The 22,027-nt window shown below is 66.3% G+C and carries 13 protein-coding genes; 5 read left to right on the top strand and 8 right to left on the bottom strand.

Annotated features, from left to right (window positions below):
* Positions 1 to 4: 4 nt before the first annotated feature.
* The 5 genes from egtB to ALVIN_RS13270 all read left to right on the top strand — a co-directional run bounded on the left by egtB (position 5) and on the right by ALVIN_RS13270 (position 7,100).
* Positions 5 to 1,297 (top strand): ergothioneine biosynthesis protein EgtB, encoded by a 1,293-nt coding sequence (gene egtB, locus ALVIN_RS13290; protein WP_012971838.1) that lies wholly within the window; start codon positions 5 to 7, stop codon positions 1,295 to 1,297.
* The gene (egtD, locus tag ALVIN_RS13285) at positions 1,294 to 2,325 is read left to right on the top strand and encodes an L-histidine N(alpha)-methyltransferase (protein WP_012971837.1); all 1,032 of its coding nucleotides are present in this window, start codon (positions 1,294 to 1,296) and stop codon (positions 2,323 to 2,325) included. The genes egtB and egtD overlap by 4 nt, the downstream gene beginning before the upstream one ends.
* A 138-nt stretch (positions 2,326 to 2,463) precedes the next feature.
* Positions 2,464 to 3,705, top strand: coding sequence for a DUF1015 domain-containing protein (locus ALVIN_RS13280; RefSeq protein ID WP_012971836.1), 1,242 nt, complete (start codon positions 2,464 to 2,466; stop codon positions 3,703 to 3,705).
* 3 nt (positions 3,706 to 3,708) lie between these two features.
* Positions 3,709 to 5,940 (top strand): RelA/SpoT family protein, encoded by a 2,232-nt coding sequence (locus ALVIN_RS13275; RefSeq protein WP_012971835.1) that lies wholly within the window; start codon positions 3,709 to 3,711, stop codon positions 5,938 to 5,940.
* A gap of 35 nt (positions 5,941 to 5,975) precedes the next feature.
* The gene (locus ALVIN_RS13270) at positions 5,976 to 7,100 is read left to right on the top strand and encodes a phosphotransferase enzyme family protein (protein WP_012971834.1); all 1,125 of its coding nucleotides are present in this window, start codon (positions 5,976 to 5,978) and stop codon (positions 7,098 to 7,100) included.
* Here ALVIN_RS13270 and ALVIN_RS13265 read toward each other — a convergent pair.
* The 8 genes from ALVIN_RS13265 to ALVIN_RS13230 are packed head-to-tail and all read right to left on the bottom strand — an operon-like array spanning position 7,072 to position 22,018.
* The gene (locus ALVIN_RS13265; RefSeq protein WP_012971833.1) at positions 7,072 to 10,560 is read right to left on the bottom strand and encodes a PQQ-binding-like beta-propeller repeat protein; all 3,489 of its coding nucleotides are present in this window, start codon (positions 10,558 to 10,560) and stop codon (positions 7,072 to 7,074) included. The genes ALVIN_RS13270 and ALVIN_RS13265 overlap by 29 nt on opposite strands.
* Before the next feature lie 34 nt (positions 10,561 to 10,594).
* The gene (locus ALVIN_RS13260; protein ID WP_012971832.1) at positions 10,595 to 15,325 is read right to left on the bottom strand and encodes a coiled-coil domain-containing protein; all 4,731 of its coding nucleotides are present in this window, start codon (positions 15,323 to 15,325) and stop codon (positions 10,595 to 10,597) included.
* Complete coding sequence (locus ALVIN_RS13255; protein ID WP_012971831.1) at positions 15,315 to 16,439, bottom strand: S41 family peptidase; 1,125 nt, start codon at positions 16,437 to 16,439, stop codon at positions 15,315 to 15,317. The genes ALVIN_RS13260 and ALVIN_RS13255 overlap by 11 nt, the downstream gene beginning before the upstream one ends.
* The gene (locus tag ALVIN_RS13250; protein ID WP_012971830.1) at positions 16,436 to 16,981 is read right to left on the bottom strand and encodes a hypothetical protein; all 546 of its coding nucleotides are present in this window, start codon (positions 16,979 to 16,981) and stop codon (positions 16,436 to 16,438) included. Before ALVIN_RS13250 ends, ALVIN_RS13255 begins: the two co-directional genes overlap by 4 nt.
* A complete protein-coding gene (locus tag ALVIN_RS13245) occupies positions 16,978 to 17,637 on the bottom strand; it encodes a glycine zipper domain-containing protein (protein WP_012971829.1) in 660 nt (219 codons plus the stop codon). Before ALVIN_RS13245 ends, ALVIN_RS13250 begins: the two co-directional genes overlap by 4 nt.
* A 31-nt stretch (positions 17,638 to 17,668) precedes the next feature.
* Positions 17,669 to 19,369 carry a formylglycine-generating enzyme family protein gene (locus ALVIN_RS13240; protein ID WP_012971828.1) on the bottom strand — a complete coding sequence of 567 codons (1,701 nt, stop codon included), beginning with the start codon at positions 19,367 to 19,369 and terminating at the stop codon, positions 17,669 to 17,671.
* The gene (locus ALVIN_RS13235; protein ID WP_012971827.1) at positions 19,359 to 21,254 is read right to left on the bottom strand and encodes an FtsX-like permease family protein; all 1,896 of its coding nucleotides are present in this window, start codon (positions 21,252 to 21,254) and stop codon (positions 19,359 to 19,361) included. Before ALVIN_RS13235 ends, ALVIN_RS13240 begins: the two co-directional genes overlap by 11 nt.
* On the bottom strand, positions 21,251 to 22,018 hold the full coding sequence (locus ALVIN_RS13230; protein ID WP_012971826.1) for an ABC transporter ATP-binding protein: 768 nt from the start codon (positions 22,016 to 22,018) through the stop codon (positions 21,251 to 21,253). Before ALVIN_RS13230 ends, ALVIN_RS13235 begins: the two co-directional genes overlap by 4 nt.
* Positions 22,019 to 22,027: the final 9 nt, after the last annotated feature.

Raw genomic sequence — 22,027 nt, 5'->3', positions numbered from 1 at the left:
ACCCATGTCGGATACATCAGCCACTCAGGACCGGATCGACGCCATGCGCGCGGCACTCGCCGAGCAGTACCCCAGGGTGCGCCGTTTCTCGGAGCGACTCTGCGAGCCGCTGGAGATCGAGGACTATGGCTTGCAGACCGTGGTCGAGGCCAGCCCGCCCAAATGGCATCTGGCTCATGTCTCCTGGTTCTACGAGACCTTTCTGCTGCGCCCCTTCCTGCCGGGCTACCAGGTCTTCCATCCGCGCTTCGAGTATCTGTTCAACAGCTATTACGAGCAGACCGGCACCGGCTTCTGGCCGCGTCACGAACGCGGTCTGCTCGCACGCCCGACGGTGGCCGAGGTCTATGACTACCGGCGGCATGTCGACGCGGCCATGACGCGCCTGATCGCCGCGTGTCCGGCCGCCGACTGGTCGACCGTCGCGCAACGTCTGCGCATCGGACTCAACCACGAACAGCAGCATCAGGAACTGCTCGTCACCGACATCAAGCATCATTTCGCGCACAACCCGCTGCGTCCAGCCTATCGCGCCGATCTACCCGTCGCCGCGCCGAGCGCACCCGCACAGCTCCAGTGGCTCGACTTCGAAGGCGGTCTGATCGAGGTCGGCGCCACGGGCGAAGGCTTCCACTACGACAATGAAGCACCGCGCCATCGCGTCTTCGTCGCCCCCTTCACGCTCGCCGACCGGCCCGTGACCAACGGCGAATTCCTGGAATTCATCCAGGACGGCGGCTACCAAAACACCGGACTCTGGCTCTCGGACGGCTGGGCGACGGTCAAGCAGCAGGGCTGGCGCGCGCCGCTCTACTGGGAGGAACGCGACGGCGAGTGGTCGCTGATGACGCTCTCCGGCATGCGTCCGCTCGACCCGGCCGAGCCGGTCTGCCATGTCAGCTATTACGAGGCCGACGCCTATGCGACCTGGGCCGGCAAGCGTCTGCCGACCGAGTTCGAGTGGGAGCACGCCGCGCACGGCCAGCCGATCGCCGGTAATTTCGTCGACGACGGCGTGCTGCATCCGCGTCCGGCTCGACCGGGCGCCGGCCTCAAGCAGCTCTTCGGCGACGTCTGGGAGTGGACCGGCTCGGCCTATCTGCCCTATCCGGGCTATCGAGCCGCGCCGGGCGCGCTCGGCGAGTACAACGGCAAGTTCATGTGCAACCAGATGGTGCTGCGCGGCGGCTCCTGCGCGACCTCGCGCGATCACGTCCGCTCGACCTATCGCAACTTCTTCTATCCCCACGAACGCTGGCAGTTCATGGGCTTCCGGCTGGCGGAGGTGGGAGCATGAGACTGGACACGGCCGCAGCGAAGACTTCACCGATGACGCAGGGACACACCGGACCGGGCGAGCGCGCCGAGTCGCGCATCCGCTTCTTCGACTTCCATCCGACCACGGCCGACGTGCGCGCCGAGGTGCTGGAGGGTCTGAGCCGGCCGCGCAAACGGCTGCCGCCCAAGCTGTTCTACGATCAGCACGGCTCGCAGCTGTTCGACGCCATCACCGAACTGCCCGAGTATTATCCGACCCGCACCGAGATCCAGATCCTGCGCGAGCATGGCGCGGCCATGGCCGACCGGCTCGGGCGCGGCTCGGTACTGATCGAGCTCGGGAGCGGCAGCAGTCTCAAGATCCAGACCCTGCTCGCCGCGCTCCAGCCCAGGGTCTACATCCCGGTCGACATCTCCAAGGCCCATCTGCTCGAATCGGCCCAGGCGCTCGCCGAGCGCTTCCCGGAGCTGTCGATCCGCGCCGCCTGCGCCGATTATTCCGGCCCCTTCGAGCTGCCGCTGGAATCGGACTGGCGCGATCTGGCCGCTTTCTTCCCCGGATCGAGCATCGGCAACTTCGATCCGGACGAGGCGCGCGCCTTCCTCAAGCGGGTGGCACGCGTGCTGGGTCCGGGCGGACGCCTGCTGATCGGGGTGGATCTCAAGAAGGAGCGCGCGGTGCTGGACGCGGCCTACAACGACGCCCAGGGCGTGACGGCGGCCTTCAATCTCAATCTGCTCACCCGGCTCAACCGCGAGCTGGGCGCCGATTTCGAGGTCGATGCCTTCCGCCATCGCGCCTTCTTCAACGAGGAAGCCGGCCGCATCGAGATGCATCTGGTCAGCCGCAGCAACCAGCGTGTGCGCGTGGCCGGGCAGGTGTTCGACTTCCGGCTCGGCGAGACCATCCATACCGAGAACTCCTACAAATACGGCATCGAGGACTTCCAGCGGCTGGCGCGCTCGGCGGGCTTCGTCTCCGAGCAGGTATGGACCGACGCCGACGACCTGTTCAGCGTCCACTGTCTGATCGTGGAGGAGGCCTGATCCCAGTCGCACGGCATGCGACGGCCTGGCGTTCGCCCGCGCTTTGGAGGCGACGGCCGTTTTCATCGTTTCCAGCGGACCTGATACCATCGCCTCTTCGATGGTTTTCCAACGGCTACTGGTGTGGGAGCGAGCGCCATGTCACTGATCCAACCCTTCGCCGGTCTGCGTCCGGCGCCCGGTCGTGCGGCCGAGGTCGCCGCGCCGCCCTATGACGTGCTGAACACCGCCGAGGCGCGGCGTCTGGTCGAGGGGCGACCCTGGAGCTTTCTGCACATCTCGCGCGCCGAGGTCGATCTGCCCGAGGACACGGACCCCTATGCGTCCGAGGTCTATGCCAAGGCCCATGAGAACCTGGAGCGGATGCTGGCCGAAGGCGTGCTGGTCCGCGATCCTGAGCCGTATTACTACGTCTATCGGGTGATCCGGGGCGAGCATGTCCAGACCGGGCTGGTGGTCTCGGCCTCGATCGCCGACTATGACGCCGGGCGCATCAAGAAGCACGAGTTCACCCGCCCATCCAAGGAGGACGACCGCGTGCGCCAGATCCAGGCGCTCGACGCCCAGACCGGGCCGGTGCTGCTGGTCCATCGCGCCACGCCCGACATCGACCGGACACTCGCCACCGTCGCCGCCGATCAGCCGCCCGAGGTCGACATCACCGCTGCCGATGGTGTGCGCCATCAGCTCTGGCCGGTCGTCGGACGCGGCGTGATCGAGCATCTGACTCAGGCGTTCGATCGGCTCGACAGTCTCTACATCGCCGACGGACATCATCGCTCGGCCGCCGCTTCGCGCGTGGCCGCCTCGCGACGGTGCGGGGATCAGGATGGAGAGGCCGCCGAGGTGCATCAGGGCTTCCTCGCCGTCGTCTTCCCGCACGATCAGATGCGCATCCTCGATTACAACCGACTGGTGCGCGATCTCAACGGCCTGGACGCCGGGGCTTTCCAGGAACGGGTCGCCGAGCGCTTCACCGTCGAGCCGTTCGACACGCCGGTCTCACCCGAGCGCCCAGGCGTCTTCGGGATGTATCTCCAGAGTGTCTGGTACCGGCTGACGCTCTCCGATGCCATCCCGCCCGCCGCCGATCCGGTCGCGGCCCTGGACGTGAGCCGGTTGCAGGAGCATCTGCTCGACCCGATCCTCGGCATCCAGGATCCGCGCCGCGACGAGCGCATCGACTTCGTCGGCGGCATCCGGGGACTGGCCGGCCTGACCGCGCGCGTCGACTCGGGCGAGATGGCCGTGGCCTTCGCCCTGCATCCGACCCGCCTGGAAGAGTTGATGGCCGTGGCCGACCGGGGCGACGTCATGCCGCCCAAGTCCACCTGGTTCGAACCCAAGCTCGCCGATGGGCTGGTCAGCCTCGTTCTGTAAAAGATGGTCAAACCACTCTACAACCTCCCCGAGCCGCACACCGACGACGCCGAGGCGATCCGGCACTGGCTCGACAGTCTGGAGACGCAGTATCCGGTCGATGAGCGCGCCTGTCTCGCCCGTGCCTGTGAGGTGCTGGCGCGCTGCCGGGGCGAGCCGCGCCCCGATACCGGCGAGACTCCGATCCGCCACGGACTCTCCACCGCCGACATCCTGGCGCGCCTGCGCATGGATCACGAGACCCTGGTCGCGGCCCTGCTCAAGGGCTGTCTGGACTGGAGCGGCGGCGAGCTGACCGAAGCGGCGCTGCTGGAGGGGTTCGGTCCCGGCATCGCGCGCATGGTCGACGATCTGGCGCGCATCGATCAGCTCGCCAACGTCGAGGCCGTGATCACCGCCAAGGACCAGCCCCAGCACGAGGAGAACCTGCGTCGCCTGCTGCTCGGCATCGCCGAGGACGTGCGCGTGGTGCTGGTGGTGCTGGCCGAGCGGGTGCATCTGATGCGCGCGATCAAGGATCTGGAACCCGAGCGGCGCACCAAGATCGCGCGCGACACCCAGCGCGTCTATGCCCCGCTGGCCAACCGGCTCGGCATCTGGCAGATCAAGTGGGAGCTGGAAGACCTGTCGCTGCGCTATCTCCAGCCCGAGGAATACCGGCGCATCGCCAAGCTGCTGGCCGAGCGGCGCGAGGAGCGCGAGCACTATATCGCCGAGGTCATGGCGACCCTGCGCGAGAAGTTCGACGAGCTGGGCATCGGCGCCGAGATCACCGGCCGTCCCAAACACATCTACAGCATCTGGAAGAAGATGCAGCGCAAGAACGTCGACATCGCCGACATCTTCGACCTGCGCGCCGTGCGCATCCTGGTCGACTCGGTGGCCGACTGCTATGCCGCGCTCGGCGTGGTGCATGGGCTCTGGCGCCATATCCCCAAGGAGTTCGACGACTACATCGCCACCCCCAAGGGCAACTTCTATCAGTCGCTGCACACGGCGGTCGAGGGACCGGAGGCCAAGGCGCTGGAGGTGCAGATCCGCACCCACGCCATGCACCAGCACGCTGAGTTCGGCGTGGCGGCGCACTGGGCCTACAAGGAGGCCAAGGGCCATGATGCCGAGTTCCAGCGCCGTGTGGTCTGGATGCGCCAGTGGCTGGAGACCAAGAACGAGGATGAGGCTGCCGGCGAGCGTCTGGAGCGCTTCAAGGCCGAGTTCGAGCCGGCGCACATCTATGTGCTCACGCCCCAGTCCAAGGTGGTCGAGCTGCCCAAGGGCGCCACACCGCTCGACTTCGCCTATGCCATCCATTCCGAGATCGGCAACCGCTGCCGGGGCGCCAAGGTCAACGACCGCATCGTCCCGCTCAACCACACACTCCACAGTGGCGACACGGTCGAGATCCTGACCCAGAAGAACACCGCCCCGAGCCGTGACTGGCTCAGTCCGCATCACGGCTATCTGACCACGGCGCGCGCGCGCAACCGGGTGCGCCAGTGGTTCAAGCAGCAGGACTTCGACAAGCATCTGCACGAGGGACGTGGGCTGCTGGAGCGCGAGCTGGCGCGGCTCGGCATCGCGGACAAGCCGCATCTCGACGAGATCGCGCTGCGCTTCAACTTCAAGCGCGGCGACGACGTGCTCGCCGCCATCGGACGCGGTGATCTGGCCGTCGGTCAGGTGGCGCGTCAGGTCGGCGAACCCAAGGCCGAGGAGGCCAAGGAACGCGAGCGCGAACCCGAGATCAAGCCGCGTCCGCCGCGCCATCACAAGCCGGGGGCGGGCAGTGATGTCGTGATCGAGGGCGTCGACGATCTCATGACCCACATGGCGCCCTGCTGCAAGCCGGTGCCCGATGATCCCATCATCGGCTTCGTCACCCGTGGGCGCGGCGTGACCATCCATCGGCGCGACTGCGGCAACATCCGTCATCTGGGCGCCGAGGAGCGCGAGCGTCTGATTGAGGCGCATTGGGCCGACCGCTCGGGGCCGAGTCACTATCCTGTCGATCTGCTGGTGGTGGCCGCCGATCGCAAGGGGTTGCTGCGCGACGTCAGTTCGATCTTCGCCGATGCCGACGTCGATGTGATCGGGGTCGAGACGCATTCTGAGCGCAGCACCGACACGGCCTCGATGCGCTTCACCATCGAGGTCGAGGACAACGCGCATCTGGAGCGACTCATGACCAAGCTCCAGCAGCTCCCCGAGGTCCATCAGGTTCGCCGGTTCCATTGATCCTCGGATCGCTGCCGTCATGTGAGGCGCTTGTCATGTCAGCCGATGTCCGTTCTCTGATCGCGCTGTGCGAGCACTTTGCGATCGATCCGCCCCTTGGCCCCATCGCTCCGCTGGGCTGTGGTCTGATCAACGATACCTATCGGCTGGACGCGGGCGGACGCCGTTATGTGCTCCAGCGCATCAATGGCCGGGTCTTTCCCGAGCCGGAGCGGATCATGGCCAATCTGGCGCGACTGGCGCGCCATCCCGAGCCGCCCGCATCGCTCGGACTGCATGTGCCGGCCCTGATCCGGACCCGCGATGACGCGAGCTTCGTGCGCGATGACGCGGGGTCGGTCTGGCGCCTGATGGATTTCGTTCCCGACACCCGCACTCTGTCCCGGCTCCAGGGCGCGCCTCAGGCGCGCGAAGTCGGCCGGGTGCTCGGGCGCTTCCATCGCTGGGCGGCGGCGCTGCCAAGCCGGGAATTCGCGGTTACGCTGCCGGGCTATCACGACACAGCGGGCTATCTCGAACGTCTGCGCGCGTTGTCCGATCCGGGAGTTGCCGCGCCAGAGAGCGCCCCGCTCCTGGACTTCATCGAGGCGCGGCTGGATCTGGCCGAAGCGCTGGATCGTGCCGTGCAGGCCGGCCGGATCGCGCCGCGTCTGACCCACGGCGACCCCAAGCTCGACAACATCCTCTTCGACCTGGACGGGCGGCGCGCGCTGGCGCTGATCGATCTGGACACCGTGCAGCCGGGGCTGATCCAGCACGATCTGGGCGACTGTCTGCGTTCCTGCTGCAATGCTCTCGGCGAGGGCGAGACCGATCCTTCGAAGGTTCGGTTCGATCTCGCGCTCGCCGAGGCGATCCTCGCCGGCTATGCCGAGGCGACGCGCGGCTGGCTGAGCGATGGGGACATCGCGTGCCTGTTCGACGGCATCCGGGTGATGCCCTTCGAGCTGGGTCTACGCTTCCTCACCGATCACCTCCAGGGCGACCGTTATTTCAAGGTCGACCGGCCGGGACGCAATCTGATCAAGGCGCGCATCCAGTTCGCCCTGGTCGCCGATATCGAGCGCCGGGAGTCGGCGATCCGGGCCGCGATCGAGGCTGCGTTTCATCCGGCTCCCGGCCGGCCATCGGCTACTGGACCGCTTCGAGGATCGGCGTGAGATCCTTGCCGTTGACCTTGAGCTCCCCGGTGCTGTCACCTGTCACCTCGAAGCGGTGCAGCGTCGAACCATCGGCCTGCGGCTCTTCGTTGCCCATCAGCTTGATCAGGGCCGCCGTGGCGTTCAGGTCGCGCTGTTCGTCGGGCGACAGGGTCTCGCCGATCCGCGCGATCAGGGTATCGAAGTCGCGCACCTGGATGTCGAGATCCAGGCGGATCAGGCCGGGATCATCCGGCGCGGCGGTCTCCTCGGCGTTGGCCACGCCCGTGATCCGGACCCCGGTTCCAGGCATGTCGACGTCGATCGTCTCGATGTCGAGCCGGGCGGCCTGTTGCGCCAGTAGCCCGAGGATCTGAGCCGGATCGGGTTCGCCCTGGAGCAGGACCGGCGCCAGGGTGCTGGGCGCCAGCCCCGACAGCACCAGACCCAGGTCGACCTTGCCCGGAACGAGCTCGGGCGGCAGATCGGGAATCGGTCCGATACCGGCGTGGTCGTAGCGCAGTGTCAGTTGGGGCCTTGGGCCATTGGCGTCGCTCAGGGCCAGCGCAAAGTGCATGGCATCGACATTCACCGGCGGCTCATCCGGTGTGGCAATGTGCAGGGCGTCGATCGCGAAGCCCAGCTTCGCGCCCGCGACCGGCTGCCCGAGCACCTGTGCCAGACTGGCCTCGGCGGGCGGCTGCTCGAGCGCCTGAGCCAGCGCGACATCCAGGATCGCGGCCAGCGCGAGCCGGTCGATGGCGAGATCGACACTGAAGGCATCGATCCTGTTGTCCTGCCCGTCCTCTTTCATCGTCAGGCCGCGCAACCCATAGCCGGTCCGCAGATTCCACAACCGACCGGCCGCGTCGGCCGGGCCGCCCTGGGCCGAGACGCTGAATTCAGCGATCCGGTAGTCGATGTCCTCACTGGGCAGATTCGCGGCGAAATCGGTCATGACGACGGAGGTCTCGACCTGGCCGCTGGCCTGGAGCAGGCGTTCGATCGTCTGGCGCAGCGTCTCGATGTCCGGTGTCTCGGTATCGGACTCGATCAGTTCGAGCAGTGAGCCATAGCCGGTGGTGAGCGCGGCCAGATCGAGGTCACGATAGTCGGCGCTGACGCGCAGACCGCCGAGCTGCACGGTGTCGGTTCCCGAGCGGCTCTGGATGCGCAGATCGGCCAGTTCCATGGACTGTGAGGTTGTCGTGCGCGCGGCTTCAGGCGCCGATTCCGGGGTGATCGCCAGATGCAGCGCACCCAGTGTCATCAGCCCCAGGTCGGTGTCATCGCTTCCCAGGCTGTCCGGACCCTGCGGGAGGCCGAGGGCCTGATGGATGGGCTGGAGTCGGGCCTGACCGTCGATGTGCACCTGGAGATCTTCGAGGGTGAAATCCAGGCGTGTGGGCAGGGCATCGGGGGCCGGCCAGTCCAGTTCCAGGCGATGTCCGGCGGTGCGGACCGTACCGATCTCGTTGCCGTCGCCGTTGCGCAGTGTCAGGGTCTCGGGCCAGTCGATGGTGGCCTGCCAGGTGTTCGGAACAGCCCCAGGGGTCAAGTCGACACGCAGCCAGTTCAGATCCAGCGAGGTCGATTCATTGGAGTCGGATGGCCCATCGTCGATGCGCAGGAAGGGCAGGGCGAAGCGCAACCCGCCATCCGCCTGTTGGCTGATCAGCGGTGCGCCGCCGAGGCGCACGTCATCGTCCAGCGATGCAAGGTTGGACTCGAAACGGGCGATCAGGTCGCGCGCCGCCGGTGAGTATTCGGGAGCGGGGCGCGGCTGACCCGTGGCGTCGAGCGTCACGACCCACAGGCCACGGGCGTCGGTGTCCTCGGATTGGGTGTAGCCGACGGCGATCAGACCATCGGGCCGGACATGCAGATCAGTGAAGCGATCCAGGGCCGCGCGGCCATAGCGGCCGCTCCAGAGCACCTCGCCCGTGCTCGACAGGCGCGCGAGCCAGGCGTCCTGTCCCTGGGTCATGCCGGCGAGCCACAACGCACCTTCGGCGTCGCGCGTCAGGCGCGTCAGGGTGTCGAGACCGTCCTGCTCGCCGAACGCCAGACTCAGCCGCCGGGTCTCCAGCGGCTCGCCGTCGGGAGAAAGCCGGCGCAGCCAGAGCTGATCGCCATGGCCCTCGGCGCTTCGAACCGCCAGCGCGATTCCGCCATCGTCCAGACCGGCCAGGACGGGTTCGCCACGCGCCGCGAGATCGGCATAAGTCCGTTCCCAGGTCAGATGTCCCGTCGGGTCGAGACCGGCTGCCCAGGGTGCGCCGGACGTGCCGGCCGATGCGCCGGCGATCGACCAGCCGGTGTCGGTGAGGATGACGGATCGCACACCGGCGGTCGCAGGCAGGTCGAGGCGCCATCCCGGCTGACCATCGGCGGCGATGAGCGCCGCGAAGCCCTGGGGTGGACGATCGGCGGCAAGGGTCTCGCCGGCCATGAGCGCGTTGCCGGCGGCATCGGTGGCCAGTGCCAGCGGCACCTCGGCAGGGGTGTCTGTCGACCCGCCCAGCACCTGTGTCCAGCGCGGTTCGCCCTGAGCGTCCAGGGCGATCAGGAACCCGGCCTGTTTCTCGTTGAGCGAGCCGCCGATCAGAACACCCTCGTCGCCCAGCGCGGTCGCGGCCGTGACGTGCAGATCGAAGGCGCCGCCGAGTGCGCGCGACCACAGCAGATCCTGATTGGCATCGAAGCGCGCGGCCCAAATCTCGCGTCCCCCCGGCCCCTGGACGCTGCCGGCCGCGACATAGCCGCCATCGGGCAGGGCGGCGAGGCTGGCCGCTTCCAGCGTCTCCAGCGACAGTCCGCGATCCGGGCGGCGATGGTCGAAGACACGCATCCCCGGACCGTCGCTCGTCCAGATCCGCTCGGTCGGGACGGTAGCGACTGTTTCGTCGATCGGGGTCGCGGGTGCGATCGGCTCCCGATCCGGGCCGGCGCCGGTGGAGCCGGCCTGGCTCGGGCGTTCCTCGGCCGCGAGCGTCTGGCGCTGGCCGGACGCCGCTTGCAGCACGGCGCGTCCATCGCCGCGAATCCAGTCACGCGCGTCGAGTTCGACCGTGGCGCCTGGGGCCAGCGGTGTCCAGTCAAGATAGTCGCGGTGTTCGAGCAGGGCCAGCAGCGCCTGCAACTGTTGCGGGTCCGCTTTCAGCGTCCCGGCTTCGGCCTGGGCGATGAAGTCGCGGATCTCGTTGGCACCCGCGCCCAGGGCATCGACACCCAGTCCCCGCAGTTCGAGCACCAGTTTCCTGAGCGGTTCGGGCAGACGGCCGAATCCGATCAGGGCGCGGACCGTGACCCGGTTCTCGGCATCGAGCTGCTGCAATTCGGCCGGCCCCGTCGCCTGTTCGACCCGGCCCTCGACCTCCATGACCTCGAAGGTCTCGCGGGCCGAGACGCCGCCCTGAGCCAGGAGGAGCAGCAGTCCGGCGGACAGCCAGCGCCAGTCGTTGTGTCTTCGATCGCGCATCGTCTTGTCCTCTATGGTTGGTGTATGGATGTCGTCATGGTTCGTGCCGGCGTGTTCCAGACCACTCGCCGGTCATGTCCTGGTCACCATAGCCCCAGATTCCGGTGAAGGAGCCCTGATCATCGGCAAGCTGTAAAGTCAGCCGTCCGGCGTCTCGGGGCGGCGCATAGGAGGGCGCCTCGGACCATGTGCCTGTGAGGCGGCGTCCATCCTCGGAGAGTCGACCGGAGATACGCCCGCTGTCATGCGTGTAGGTTCCTCGGATGGCATTCGGTGAGTCCGGATCAGGCTCCAGCCGCATTGGTCCCCAGTTGGTGTCCCATTCACCGATGAATCCTGATGGCATGGCGTTCGTCGTCGCATCGGGCGGCTGGGTCTCGATGCGCGTGAAGCCGCGTCCGTCCGATTGCACGTTCTGCGCCCAGGACGCCGGATCTGAGTCGATGACCGTGTAGACGCCGGCCGGCAACCGGATCATGGGACGCGCCGTCCAGTAGGCATTGGGCACGCCGCCCTGCCCCGGACTGCCCTCGGCCGGCCAGGGGCCGTATTGGCGACCCTGGGCGTCGCGCAGGGCGAGGGTGCCGGGTGTCGCGCCACGACCCGAGTTCCAGTGGTAGTTCTGGATCAGTGTCAGAATGCGCGGTTGCTTCAGCTCGAAGGTCGTGGGTGAGGTCGGTCCGTTCTGGACACCGTAGATGTTGCCGTTGTCGAAGGTTTTGTCGCCTCCCTTGGCCGCCGTATTGCCACCCTCCTTACGGGAGGACGCGAGCGCGTGTTCCAATCGCTTCCGGGTTTCAATGAGCGGGGGATATTCGGGGAACGCCTTCGCGCGCGTGTCGAGCCGTGAGCGTGCCGCGTCCAGCTTGCCCTGCCCGATGAGTTGTTCGATGGCGGCGATGTCGCGATCGAGACTGGATTTGGCCTTCTCGACACTGGCGACATACTGCTTGGTCGGCGCATAGGCGGGATCGAGTGCGAGCGCCTGCTTGGCGAGCGACAGCGCCTCGTCCAGACGTCCGCGCCCGGCCTGTTCGCGGGCCTGCGCGAGTGTTTCCTCGATCGCCTTGGCCGTCTTCCGACCGGAGTCCACGGAGGCCTGCGAGACGCTGACACTGAGCTGACCGGCGCCGATGCCCAGCTCGGCACCGTCGGCGTTCTTTACGGTCACGCTGAGACTGTAGCGGCCGGTGCCGGCGCAGGTGACGCCGGTGTCGCGCGAGCTCGGTGAATGGATCGAACAGCCGGACGGCTCGATCCGCCACTGGTAGCGCGGATTGTCGACGGACGGGTTGAGCGTGGCGGCGAACTCGACCCGCTGTTGCTCGGCGACCTGACGTTCGGCGGCGACCAGACCGACTCCCGGCTTCCAGATCATGGGCGCCGGACCGGCGATCTTGGGTCCGCTGACGCTGACCTGGATGCGTCGTGCGGTGAGGGTGAGAGAGGCGCTGTCGAGTTCCTCGCCGCTGTCCTTCGATTTGGCATGCACGGTGATGGTGACGGGCTTGTCGTTCCTGGGCTTGTACGACCAGGCGCGGCTGTTGGGCGTATTGGGGTGGACACCTGGGTTGCTGGCCTCGCCGCTGTATTCCCACCAGAAGCTGACCAGATCGTCGCTCATCTTCGGCGTTTCCTCGACGGTGAGTACCACCGTCTCGCCGATCAGCGGGCTGGTCTTGTCGGCCTTGAGGCTGAGTTGCGGGCTGATCACGTCGATCAGGATCTGTTCGGACTCGCCCACTGTGACCTTGGTCTCGCCGACCTGCTTGAGCACCGTGACCCAGACCGGGGTGGCGCCGGTCTGACGGAACAGCGCCGTGTTGCGCGATTGCGCGCCGCCGCTGGTCTCGTAGCTCGGGTTCTTCGGATCACCGCCGTACTGGACGTCGGGGTTCGGCTCCCAGTAATAGGCGAAGCGACCGCCGGCCGGCTGATCGCCCGAGAACACCTCGGCGAGCAGCGCCGCCTTGTCGCCGACCGGGATGGTGTTTTCGGCCGGACGCTCCTTGGTCAGCTTGACGCTGAGCGCGGTACATTGCACCGGCAGCGAGTCGGAGGCCGTATCGCCGTCCTGATCCGTGACCGTGACATTGGCCGTGCAGGGTCGGCATGATTGGGTGAAGGGCACCTTGGCTCGGTCTTTTGCGGCGTCTTCGGCACAGCCGCTCCAGCTCCAGCTGTAGCCGCCCGAGCCTTCCGAGGTCTTGGCGGTCAGGTCGACGATGTCGCCGAAATCGGCCGGGTTCTTGGACGCCTCGATCTGGACGCTCAGGGGTTTCTTGTATTGGCGGTTCTCGCCTTTGCGCAACGCATCGGCCTTGGCCGGGTCATAGGTGCCCTTGCCCCAGGAGCCTTCCCAACAGCCCTTGGCGCAGTCGCTCGGCCCGGCGAAGAAATGCCGGCGGGTGCAGCCGAAGGCGCCGGCGCCGCCGAAGCAGGGTCCGGAACTCTCGCATTCGGGAACGGATTTGCCCTCGGGGTCGTACCAGACGCCGATGTGTCCCGCCCAGCCGCTGGAGCAGCGACAGAGGCAGTTGAAATAGCGGTGGCGCAGTTCCTCCTCAGTCGGCGGGGGAGTGCAGGACTGTTCGAGGGTTGGCGTCCGGCGCTCCGCGCAGCCGGCCGGCTCGCGGGCTGTGACCGTTCGCGTCTGGGTCTTGGTGGTGCGGTTGCAGTCGCCCCAGTCTGAGTAGGTGTAGGAACAACTGGCCGCCGGTTCAGGGGGCGTGATGATCGAATCGTCCTCATCCTTTTCCCCCGGCTTTTGCTCCGGAACATCCGGGTCGTCGGCGACGGATTCTCGGCACTTGGACGCGGGATTCGCATAACGCTGACGTTCGATGAAACGCCGGTATTGGGCGTTGTCTTTGAGCCAGATGACGAACAGCCGGTGCCGGACGCTGTTGTCTGGAATCAGATCGAATTCACAGGTGGATCTGTAGAGTCGATCGTAGAATTCGATGTCTTGTGAATACTTCAGCCAGGCATCGATCATGGCGCGATGATTGCCGGCGTTCAATTCCTCGCCCAGTGCGGATCGGAGATGCATCAGCGCGTCGACATCGCGCGCCAGATCATCGATGTCGATCGTGGTGTCGCTGAGATAGCCGTCATTGAGCGTAAAGTGCTTGCTCCCGGACTTGATGGCCGCAATGATCTGCCCGAGATCGCTCGCTGTCAGCCGATAACTCGATTCGACATAATGCGCGTAGGCCGTATAGTCTGACGCGATCTTGACGAGTCGGGCATATTGACTGCGCGTCAGGTCGACCGGAATGTCACCCCAGTTCGGGATGAAGAAATAGATTGGATCTACGGCTCCTTCTCCCGTGTTTTCATAGACGGCCAGTCCGGATTGGGCGAACTCAGGCGCGAAATTGAGGCACAGCTCGCCCCTCGGCCAGGTTTTCAAAATATGCTTGGTTGCAACCGACCAAGCATGATCGCCCTGATCGTTGTCGCAGTAGCCCTTGTTCTTGAAATAATCTCTGACCAGTTGATCGATGCTGTTGCCAAGACGCAGCGCATCGGCATAAAAATGCAGGAATTCTCCAACCGTTTCCTTCAAACCGGGCGGCAGTTTGTCGGCCAGTCGATCGAAGGCGCCGCCCAGGACTTCCATGCCATAGATGAGTTTGGTCGTCGTCTCCGAGCGCCCTGGAACAGCGGCCAGGGATTGGTAATGCTGGATCTCGGCATCGATCAGACGAACGGCGTTGACGACCTCCCTGAATTCACGCAGCGCCTTGGAGGAAAACTTCACCTTGTTCTTGAAAGCCATGGCGGCTTCCATCTGGTTCTTGCGGTCGTTCGCGATGGAGATGACCTGTAAGGCTTGCTTCTTCAGGGCTTGATCCGTGAAATCCGACTCCATGAACAGTCGCAGTGTCTCGGTTTCCTTTTTGAGCTTTGACGAGTGGTCGGTCAGGAGCTTGTCGACCGTATCCAGTGCCGAGATCGATCCGTCGAGATAGTTTCCATCCTTGAGCTTTTGTGCCGTGCCGAGAAAACCCTTGCCGACCTCCAGCCGTTCGGAGACGGCATCGAAGGTTTCTTTGGAATAATAGGTCTCGGCCAGTGCGCTGCCCTGATCGATCGCTTTTTCAGCCGCCTCGAAGAAATTGCCCTGCTCGACATCGCTGCTGATATCCTTGGCCGTCAGTAGCGCTTTGGCGCTCGACTTGAAGTGCGTCAGGTGACTTTTCTGCTGCTCCAGTCGCGCCATGTGCTGACGGAGTTCACGCTGTCGCGCAACGGCTTCGTCCTTGAGCTGCTGGAATTTCAATCGCCGCTTTTCACGCTCGCTTGCCGCATCGTTTCCAGTGATCGCGACGCCCGTATCGATGGAGGCGCTGCGCTCCCACTCGGCATAGAAATCATGCTCGCGCTGAGCGGATTCGATGGCCAAGTCGACACTCTTGAGAGCGAGTTCGACGGTCTTTTCGCTTTTGATGACTTCGAACAGGGCATTCTTGGCCGCCTCGGCTTCGGCGATATCACCGGCCTGTTTGGCTTTTTTCAAACCGAGCTGACCGGACAACTGCTCCCAGCGCGCCAGATCCCGCTCGAAGTGTTGCGGAATGACGATGCGTTGGGTACTTTGGCGAATTCTTTCCCACTCGCGCATCCTGTAGTCGAGCGCATGAAACTCGGCTTCCGGATCGTCCGACCAGGCCGGGGCCGGCACGGCCAGTGTCACCAGCAGAGCGAACGCTGACAGTACCAGGTGCCAAAACAGGGATGGGTGCCGGCTAGCGCACATGAGCAGCTCCAATGGCCCTCGGGACCAGTCGTGACAGATCATTCAGCGTGGCCGTATCGACTGAGAGATCGGGCGCGACCCCGACGCCGGAGCAGTGTTCGCCACTCGGCAGGCGCACCGCCCGGTTGGTGAAGCGCAGCACCGAACCGTCGGACAGACGCACGTCGGTTTGCGAGTCGCACTTGCCGTAGGTCGTTTGGCCGACGAGCCGGGCGCGCCCGTGGTCGCGCAGGATGCCGGCCAGGATCTCGGCGGCGCTGGCCGTGCCCGGCCCGATCAGCAGGATCAACGGCTGTTCCAGATCCGTACCCGCAGGAGCGCGGAGCGTCTTCGTCACCCCGCCGCGCGCCACCAGGGTCGCCAGATGCGCGCCCTCGGGCAGAAAGAGCGCGGCGATATCCAGAGCCTCGAACAGATCGCCGCCTGTCGCGTCGCGCAGATCGAGGATGAGCGGTGCGTGCTCGGGTTGGTGAGTGGCGGTGTTCTCGATGAAGTCCACCGTGGCCAGCAGGGCGGGGCGGGTGAGTCCGGCGACGAACTCACGCACGCGCAGGATGCGATGCGCGCCCGGCTGCACCAGCTCGACATCCAGCGGGCGGAACGACCGGCGTTCGATCGTCAGACGCCGCTCGCCACCATCCGCCTCCTCGACGCCGACCACGACCTGCGAGCCCTCCGCCCCCCGCAGTCGCTGGGCGATCTCATCCCGACTCAAGCCCGCGATGGGTCGACCATCGATCGTCCGCAGTCGCGCGCGATCGGTCAGACCGGCCGTCGCCGCCGCGCCACCCTGGAACGGCAGCAGCCAGAGATCGTCACCGCTCGGCAGGAGTTCGGCGCCGATGCCGCTCATGGCGTCGCGGCCCTGATTCGGCGAGCGATAGAGCGCGCGCGGAAAATAGCGCGCCGCCGGGTCGATGGCCTGCAACCCGATGGCGAGATTCGTCGCGTCCAGGTCGCGCAAGCGCGACTCTGCCGGTGCCGTCAGTGCCTGCTCGCGCAACACCTGGCGGATCTCGTCGAGCGGAACCCCGGCGCCTCCGGCCGTGAGCGCGAACGCGCAAGCGGCCAGAAACGCCAGTGTGCGGACTGCGCGCGTCCGGTGCCTTGTCACCGGGCCAGATCCAGCGACATCTGGTTGAGCAGGTCGTACTCAGCCTGCAATGACGCCCGCTGCTGTTCGAGCTGGGCGCGCCGCAGATCGGCCTCCGAGTCTCCGAGACCGCTGCCCTCCAGCGCATCCAGATCCGATTGCAGCCGTGCCGACTGGCTCTGGATCTGCGGAACCCGCGTGCGCAGTGTCCGGACCCGCTGATCGTTGCGGTTCGCGGAAGCCGAGAGGCTGTCGACCCGCTGGTTCAGAGCGGCGATGTCGCGGTTCATCCGGCGCACGCGCGCACGCTCGGCGGCAACCTTGCGTTGACGCTGGGCCTTGGTGTACTCGAGATCATTGCGCTCTGTCTCCAGCTCGCCCTGAACCTGACGCAGAACCGCCAGACGATCCTCGCGCTCCTGGATGCGCGCGTCATAGGCGCCCGTGCTCAGACCCTTGATACCTCCCGCCAGTCCGCCTTCGCGCGGATCGGTGGACACCGAGGCGCAGCCGCTGAGCCAGAGTGCGATGAGTGCCATCGACCAGCCAATGGACGGCTTCATACCGACAACCTCGGATCGATCTGGGCCAACTGGGTGTTGTTGCTGCGCAGCGTATCGATGTTGCCTTGCAGCGTCTTGACCTCGTGTTCGAGCTTGCGGATATAGGGATCGTTCGCCGGGCGTGTCTTGCGCTCATCGGCCAGGATCTGCGACTGAACCTGCTGTTCCTGGACCAGGGTCTGTTCGAGCTTCTTGCTGCCGGCGATCTTCTCATTCAGGGCATTGCGCTTGCTGACCAGCGTCTGTTTCTTCACCGCACCGGATTTGTACTGGGCCTGCAAGCGTTTGGATTCACGATCGAGACTGGCGATCTCGCGGTGCAGTTTGTCGTTGTAGGCGAGTGTGGTGCGGTTGAACTCGGCCACGCGGGCGATCTGCGCATTCAGAAAATCCTCGGTATTGGCATAGGCCTTCTTGCGCTTGGCGATCTCGTTGCCGACGACGAAACCGGCGCCGCCGCCGATCAGGGCGCCGATGGCCGCGCCGCGTTCCCTGTCGATGGCATAGCCGACGAGCGCGCCGAGCACGGCGCCGGCCGCCGCTCCCTCGGCCTGGGTGCGTTTCTGGTCGTCCTGGATATTGGCGCACCCCGTGACGAGTGCTGCGCTCAGCAGCCAGGGCAGGATGCGGGTCGAGCTGGGCGTCGATTGGGTCATGGTCGATGTCCTCGGGTGTTTGGGGCGGGATTCAGTGGCTCTGGTCCTGAAAGTCCTTGAAACGTGCACGGAACTCCTCCATCCAGCGTTCGGGGTCGGCCCGGCGCTGTTCGGCGAACTCCTCGACATGGACGGCGAGCAGTTCCATCACCGCGCGTTCGCGCACCGGAAGCTCGCGTTCGCCCAGTGCCGCGAAGGCGTGGGCGATATAGTCCGGCTCGTACTCGCCGAGCTTGGCGATCTTGTCGCGATAGCCCTGCAACTGTTCGCGCGCGGCGGTCTCGATCTCCCGGATCGAACGTTCGACGGCCTCGACCTGGTCCTGATAGCGGGTCGAGAGTTCGGCGAGCTTCCGGGCCGATTCCAGGGTGGCGGCCAGACGTTCCAGGCGCGAGAGATAGACGCTGAGATTGACGCCGTTGCGCGCCGCGTCCTGGGCGAGACTGCGGGCGCTCTCGCGCTGGGCCAGTTCGAGTCGGTCGCGCGCCCGGTCCATGTAGACCTGGACCGTTTGCAGCGGCTCGCGCAGTGACGGGTTCTCGGCCATCAGCCGTTCGATGATGGGATCGACGGTGCCGAGCTGCACACTGGCCTGGGCGACCAGGTTGTCGAGCGTGCGGCCGACCGGCATGGCGCGTCGCGTCTCGTTACGGTAGGCGAGATATTCATCCTCCAGCGCCTTGCGCTGCGCGGTCGTCAGAACCACGTTCGAGCCGATCGCCAGACGCACGCCCGTGTTGTAGGAGCGCCGTTCCTCGATCCGGCCCTCGTCGGGTTTCCAGGCATAGACGTCGAGTTCGGCGCGTAAGGAACTGCGCAGATCGGCAGGCGGTGTCGAGACGCTCCCGCCGCGTACCGCTACGCCGCCCGGCTTGCCCTGCCAGATCTCGGGACGAAAGACGCCCGTGGTCATCTCCTGCGCGTTGCCGATGAGATCGTAGAGGCCCAGATCATTGGGTTGGCGCAGACCGATCGGGCGCAACTGATGCTTGGCATTGCCCAGATGCCAGGCGTACTCGTCGATACGAGCGGCATCGAAGGGCAGGCGATCATCGAAGGTGCCGGCTTCGAGGGCCGGTTGACCGCCGCGCGTGGCGTATTCCAGTTCTTCTTCGGTCGGCAGACGGATGAAGCCGGGGACACCGTCATATTTCGGCAGCTTGGCGGCGTGCTCCGGATGCGCGGGGTCGAACAGCCACTGATTGAGCGTGCGGATGAAGTCCTGGATGTCCTGATGGCTGACCGAGGCCAGGGGACGCATCAGGGCCTCGCGCTTGGCGCGTCCGTCCAGGGTCGGGATCTTCTGATCCTCGGGATCGGCGCTGACCGCGAGCAGACGCTCCAGACCCATGACGGCGATGTATTGACCGCGCGTCAGCTCGTATTTGGCCAGCAGGATCTCCCAGCCGGTGCCGTCGGCGTTTGGGAAAGAACCGCTGATCTGGGTGCGTTGCAGTCCCTCGAAGATCCCGCCTGTGGCATCGCCGATCTGGATGACGCGCTGCTGATCGCCCCAAAAGCCGGGACCGGGCACCGCCAGACGCCGGAAGACGAGTTGGGATGCGTTGGGCAGGTCGATGACGACATCGCCCTCGGCCGGCTTGGGGTTGTCGGGTGTGCGCGGCGGCGGTTCGGCGAGCACAGGGACGGCGATCAGGCACAGGCAGAGACAGAACCCGAGCCGTCCGAATAGCGGACGCAAACCCTGGATCGAACGGCGTTCAATCGGCACGGACGACCTCCGACGGATCGATGTTGGTTGAGCGCCAGGCCGCGACCAGCGCGGCCAGACAGGCCAGCAGCAGTGTGGTCAGCACGATGGGCGCAATCAGTGAGGCGGGCAGGGCGCAGAAGCGCTCGTCCGGCGCCAGCTCGTTGGCGAAGCTGCGATTGATGACGGCGGCGAGCGCGCCATAGGCGCCGAAGCTGACCGCCAGACTCAGGGCCGCGATCATGAGTCCCTCGACGATCGGGAAGAAGGCCACATGCGCGCGCGACAGCCCGAGCAGCCGGATGATGCCGAGTTCGGCGCGCAGGCGATCGACGGCGGCATAGAGACTGGCGACCAGCACCGCCGTTCCGCCGCACAGCCCGAGCAGGGCGATCAGCCAGAACAGGCGCGTCGCTCCGCCGTCGAGCACCTGGATGCGTTCGATGGCTTCGATCGCGGCATCGACTTCCAGACCCTGCTCGCGCAGACGCCGATAGAGTCGCGGCACATCGTCGAGGCCGGCGGCATAGAGCCGGAATCCCCGATAGCCGGCACGCTGCATCTCGAAGCGTCCGCCCGATGCGACATAGGTCACGGCCCGATCCCGAGCCGTGCGCAGGATGCCGAGCAGTTCGATCGGCGCCAGCGGCTCGGACAGGGGGCTCGGCCCCAGGGACCGGAGGATGAAGGACAGCTCCGCGCGTCCCGGACTCGTGACCGCGAGGTCGTCATCCGTCTCCTGACGGGGAGCGGCGTCCGGGCTGGAGTCCGAATCCATGTCCGAGCCGGTGTCTGCCTCTGCGTCTGTCGGCCAAAGCACAGACGTCAGTTCCTCGGCCCGCTCACGGCGTGCCTGGAAACCGCCCCAGGGCACGGGCGGCAGATCGAGCCGCGCGGCCTGTGCAGCGTCCACTGAAAGCCCGGCCGGACGCCACGGCCGACCATCAGCACCGATGAGTTCGAGGTCGCGGACATAGGGCAGCAGTAGTGGTTCGCGACCGCGCAGCTTGGTCTGGATGGCGCGGATGTTGGATTGGGTGATCGGCGTGTTGGGCGTGCTCAGGTCGTAGGCATGGAGCCGCTGCGGAATCGGCAGACCCAGCAGCGTCTCGGCCTGATCGCGCGTGATTTCCCCGATACGCGCGAACCCGGTCTGGATGATGGCCCCGGTGCGCACGATCGGCGAGAGCGGCTCGTCGAGCAGCAGCACCACGCCGTCGAAACTGGGATAGGGGTCGGGCGTATCGCCCGGCCAGCCGCGCCGCGCGGTGGCATAGCCTTCCTTATAAGACTCGACGTCGAGCACGAACGCCAATGGCGCATAGAGCCGGGTCAGGGTGCCGGCACCGATCGGCAGGATGCCGACCACCTTCAACTCCGCCTGGACGTTCTCTGAGCGTCCGCCACGGGTGCGGCTGACCCGGACGTTGAGCCGGTCGCCGACCGTCGCTCCGCTGAGACGCGCCGCCTCGGCAGTGAGAACCACCTCGTCTTCACCCGGCACAGGCACGCCGTTTTCGAGCAAGAAGGGATCGCCGGCCGCCGTCGGGATCAGATCGAACAGGCTCGTCGTCTCATCAGCCCGCACCACCTGCACCACCGAGGACAGCGGCAGAATGGTCGGCGTCAGAAAGGCCACGCCCGGCCAGGCCGCGACCTGCGCGAACCAGTTCTCGGAATAGGGATGGGTCTGGGTCGGACGCAGTTCGCGATAGACCGGATCCTCGACCAGCCGCTCGCGCAGGGTCTCGATGGTGCCGTGCTTGAGTCCGAGCAACACCAGGAGTGGTGCGATGACGGCGGTCAGGGCGATGACCAGACAGAGCGTGAGGATCCAGTCGTGACGCAGATGCGCCGCCGCCAGGGCCGGCACCAGGCGCGCACGCCCTGGGCGATGTGTCTTCATGCCGGGACTCGCTTCGCGTCATCCAGGGCGCGGCAGGTCGAGCGCGTCTCGGATTCCGAGAGGCGTTCGAGATCGAAGGTATAGGCCCGGTCGACATGCTCGGCCAGCAGATCCAGATCATGGGTGACGACCACCACGGCCAGATGCTGCTGGCGCGCCAGCGCGTTCATGTCGGCCAGGACGGCGCGCGCGCGCGGCTTGTCGAGCGCGGCCGTGGGTTCGTCGGCCAGCAGCAGACGCGGACCATGGGCGATGGCACGCAGGATCGCGACCCGCTGGCGCTGTCCGATCGAGAGCGCATGCGGCTTGCGATCCAGACACTCGGCCACGCCGAGGCGCTTGGCCAGGGTCTCCAGTTCGCGATCCGCGAGACTGACGCCTTTGATGCGGCAGGGCAGACGGATGTTCTCGCGCACGCTCAGAAACGAGAGCAGTCCGCCCGTTTGCGGGATATAGCCGAGCGCCTCGCGCCGCAGCGCAGCCAGCGCGCCTTCGTCACCCCGAGCCCAGAGCGCCGCCAGATCCTGCCCGGCGCCCTCCCCGGCGAGGTGCAGCGAGAACCGCCCCGCCGAGGTGGGCCCGAGGATGAGCGCGATCAGATCCAGCAGCGTGCTCTTGCCGCAGCCGCTCTCGCCGATCAGGGCTACCACCTCGCCGGTGTCGACCCGCAACTCGGGCACCCGCAGTTCGAACCCGCTGTCGGCCTGACCGCGCCGCTTGACAATCGACTCCATCCGGACCATGGGTGCCTGTCCGTCGCCCATCTTCAGCGA

This window comes from Allochromatium vinosum DSM 180 (genome assembly GCF_000025485.1).
GTDB classification, from domain to species: domain Bacteria; phylum Pseudomonadota; class Gammaproteobacteria; order Chromatiales; family Chromatiaceae; genus Thermochromatium; species Thermochromatium vinosum.
The sequence above is the reverse complement of the archived record's forward strand: the minus strand, read 5'-3'. Positions and strand labels throughout refer to the sequence as shown.

What these genes read in the sequence shown, in the direction of transcription:
- egtD (WP_012971837.1), top strand. Translation starts at nt 1,294, where the DNA reads ATGAGACTGGACACGGCCGCAGCGAAGACTTCACCGATGACGCAGGGA.
- ALVIN_RS13275 (WP_012971835.1), top strand. Translation starts at nt 3,709, where the DNA reads ATGGTCAAACCACTCTACAACCTCCCCGAGCCGCACACCGACGACGCC.
- egtB (WP_012971838.1), top strand. Translation starts at nt 5, where the DNA reads ATGTCGGATACATCAGCCACTCAGGACCGGATCGACGCCATGCGCGCG.
- ALVIN_RS13245 (WP_012971829.1), bottom strand. Translation starts at nt 17,637, where the DNA reads ATGACCCAATCGACGCCCAGCTCGACCCGCATCCTGCCCTGGCTGCTG.
- ALVIN_RS13235 (WP_012971827.1), bottom strand. Translation starts at nt 21,254, where the DNA reads ATGAAGACACATCGCCCAGGGCGTGCGCGCCTGGTGCCGGCCCTGGCG.
- ALVIN_RS13270 (WP_012971834.1), top strand. Translation starts at nt 5,976, where the DNA reads ATGTCAGCCGATGTCCGTTCTCTGATCGCGCTGTGCGAGCACTTTGCG.
- ALVIN_RS13250 (WP_012971830.1), bottom strand. Translation starts at nt 16,981, where the DNA reads ATGAAGCCGTCCATTGGCTGGTCGATGGCACTCATCGCACTCTGGCTC.
- ALVIN_RS13260 (WP_012971832.1), bottom strand. Translation starts at nt 15,325, where the DNA reads ATGTGCGCTAGCCGGCACCCATCCCTGTTTTGGCACCTGGTACTGTCA.
- ALVIN_RS13265 (WP_012971833.1), bottom strand. Translation starts at nt 10,560, where the DNA reads ATGCGCGATCGAAGACACAACGACTGGCGCTGGCTGTCCGCCGGACTG.
- ALVIN_RS13230 (WP_012971826.1), bottom strand. Translation starts at nt 22,018, where the DNA reads ATGGGCGACGGACAGGCACCCATGGTCCGGATGGAGTCGATTGTCAAG.
- ALVIN_RS13280 (WP_012971836.1), top strand. Translation starts at nt 2,464, where the DNA reads ATGTCACTGATCCAACCCTTCGCCGGTCTGCGTCCGGCGCCCGGTCGT.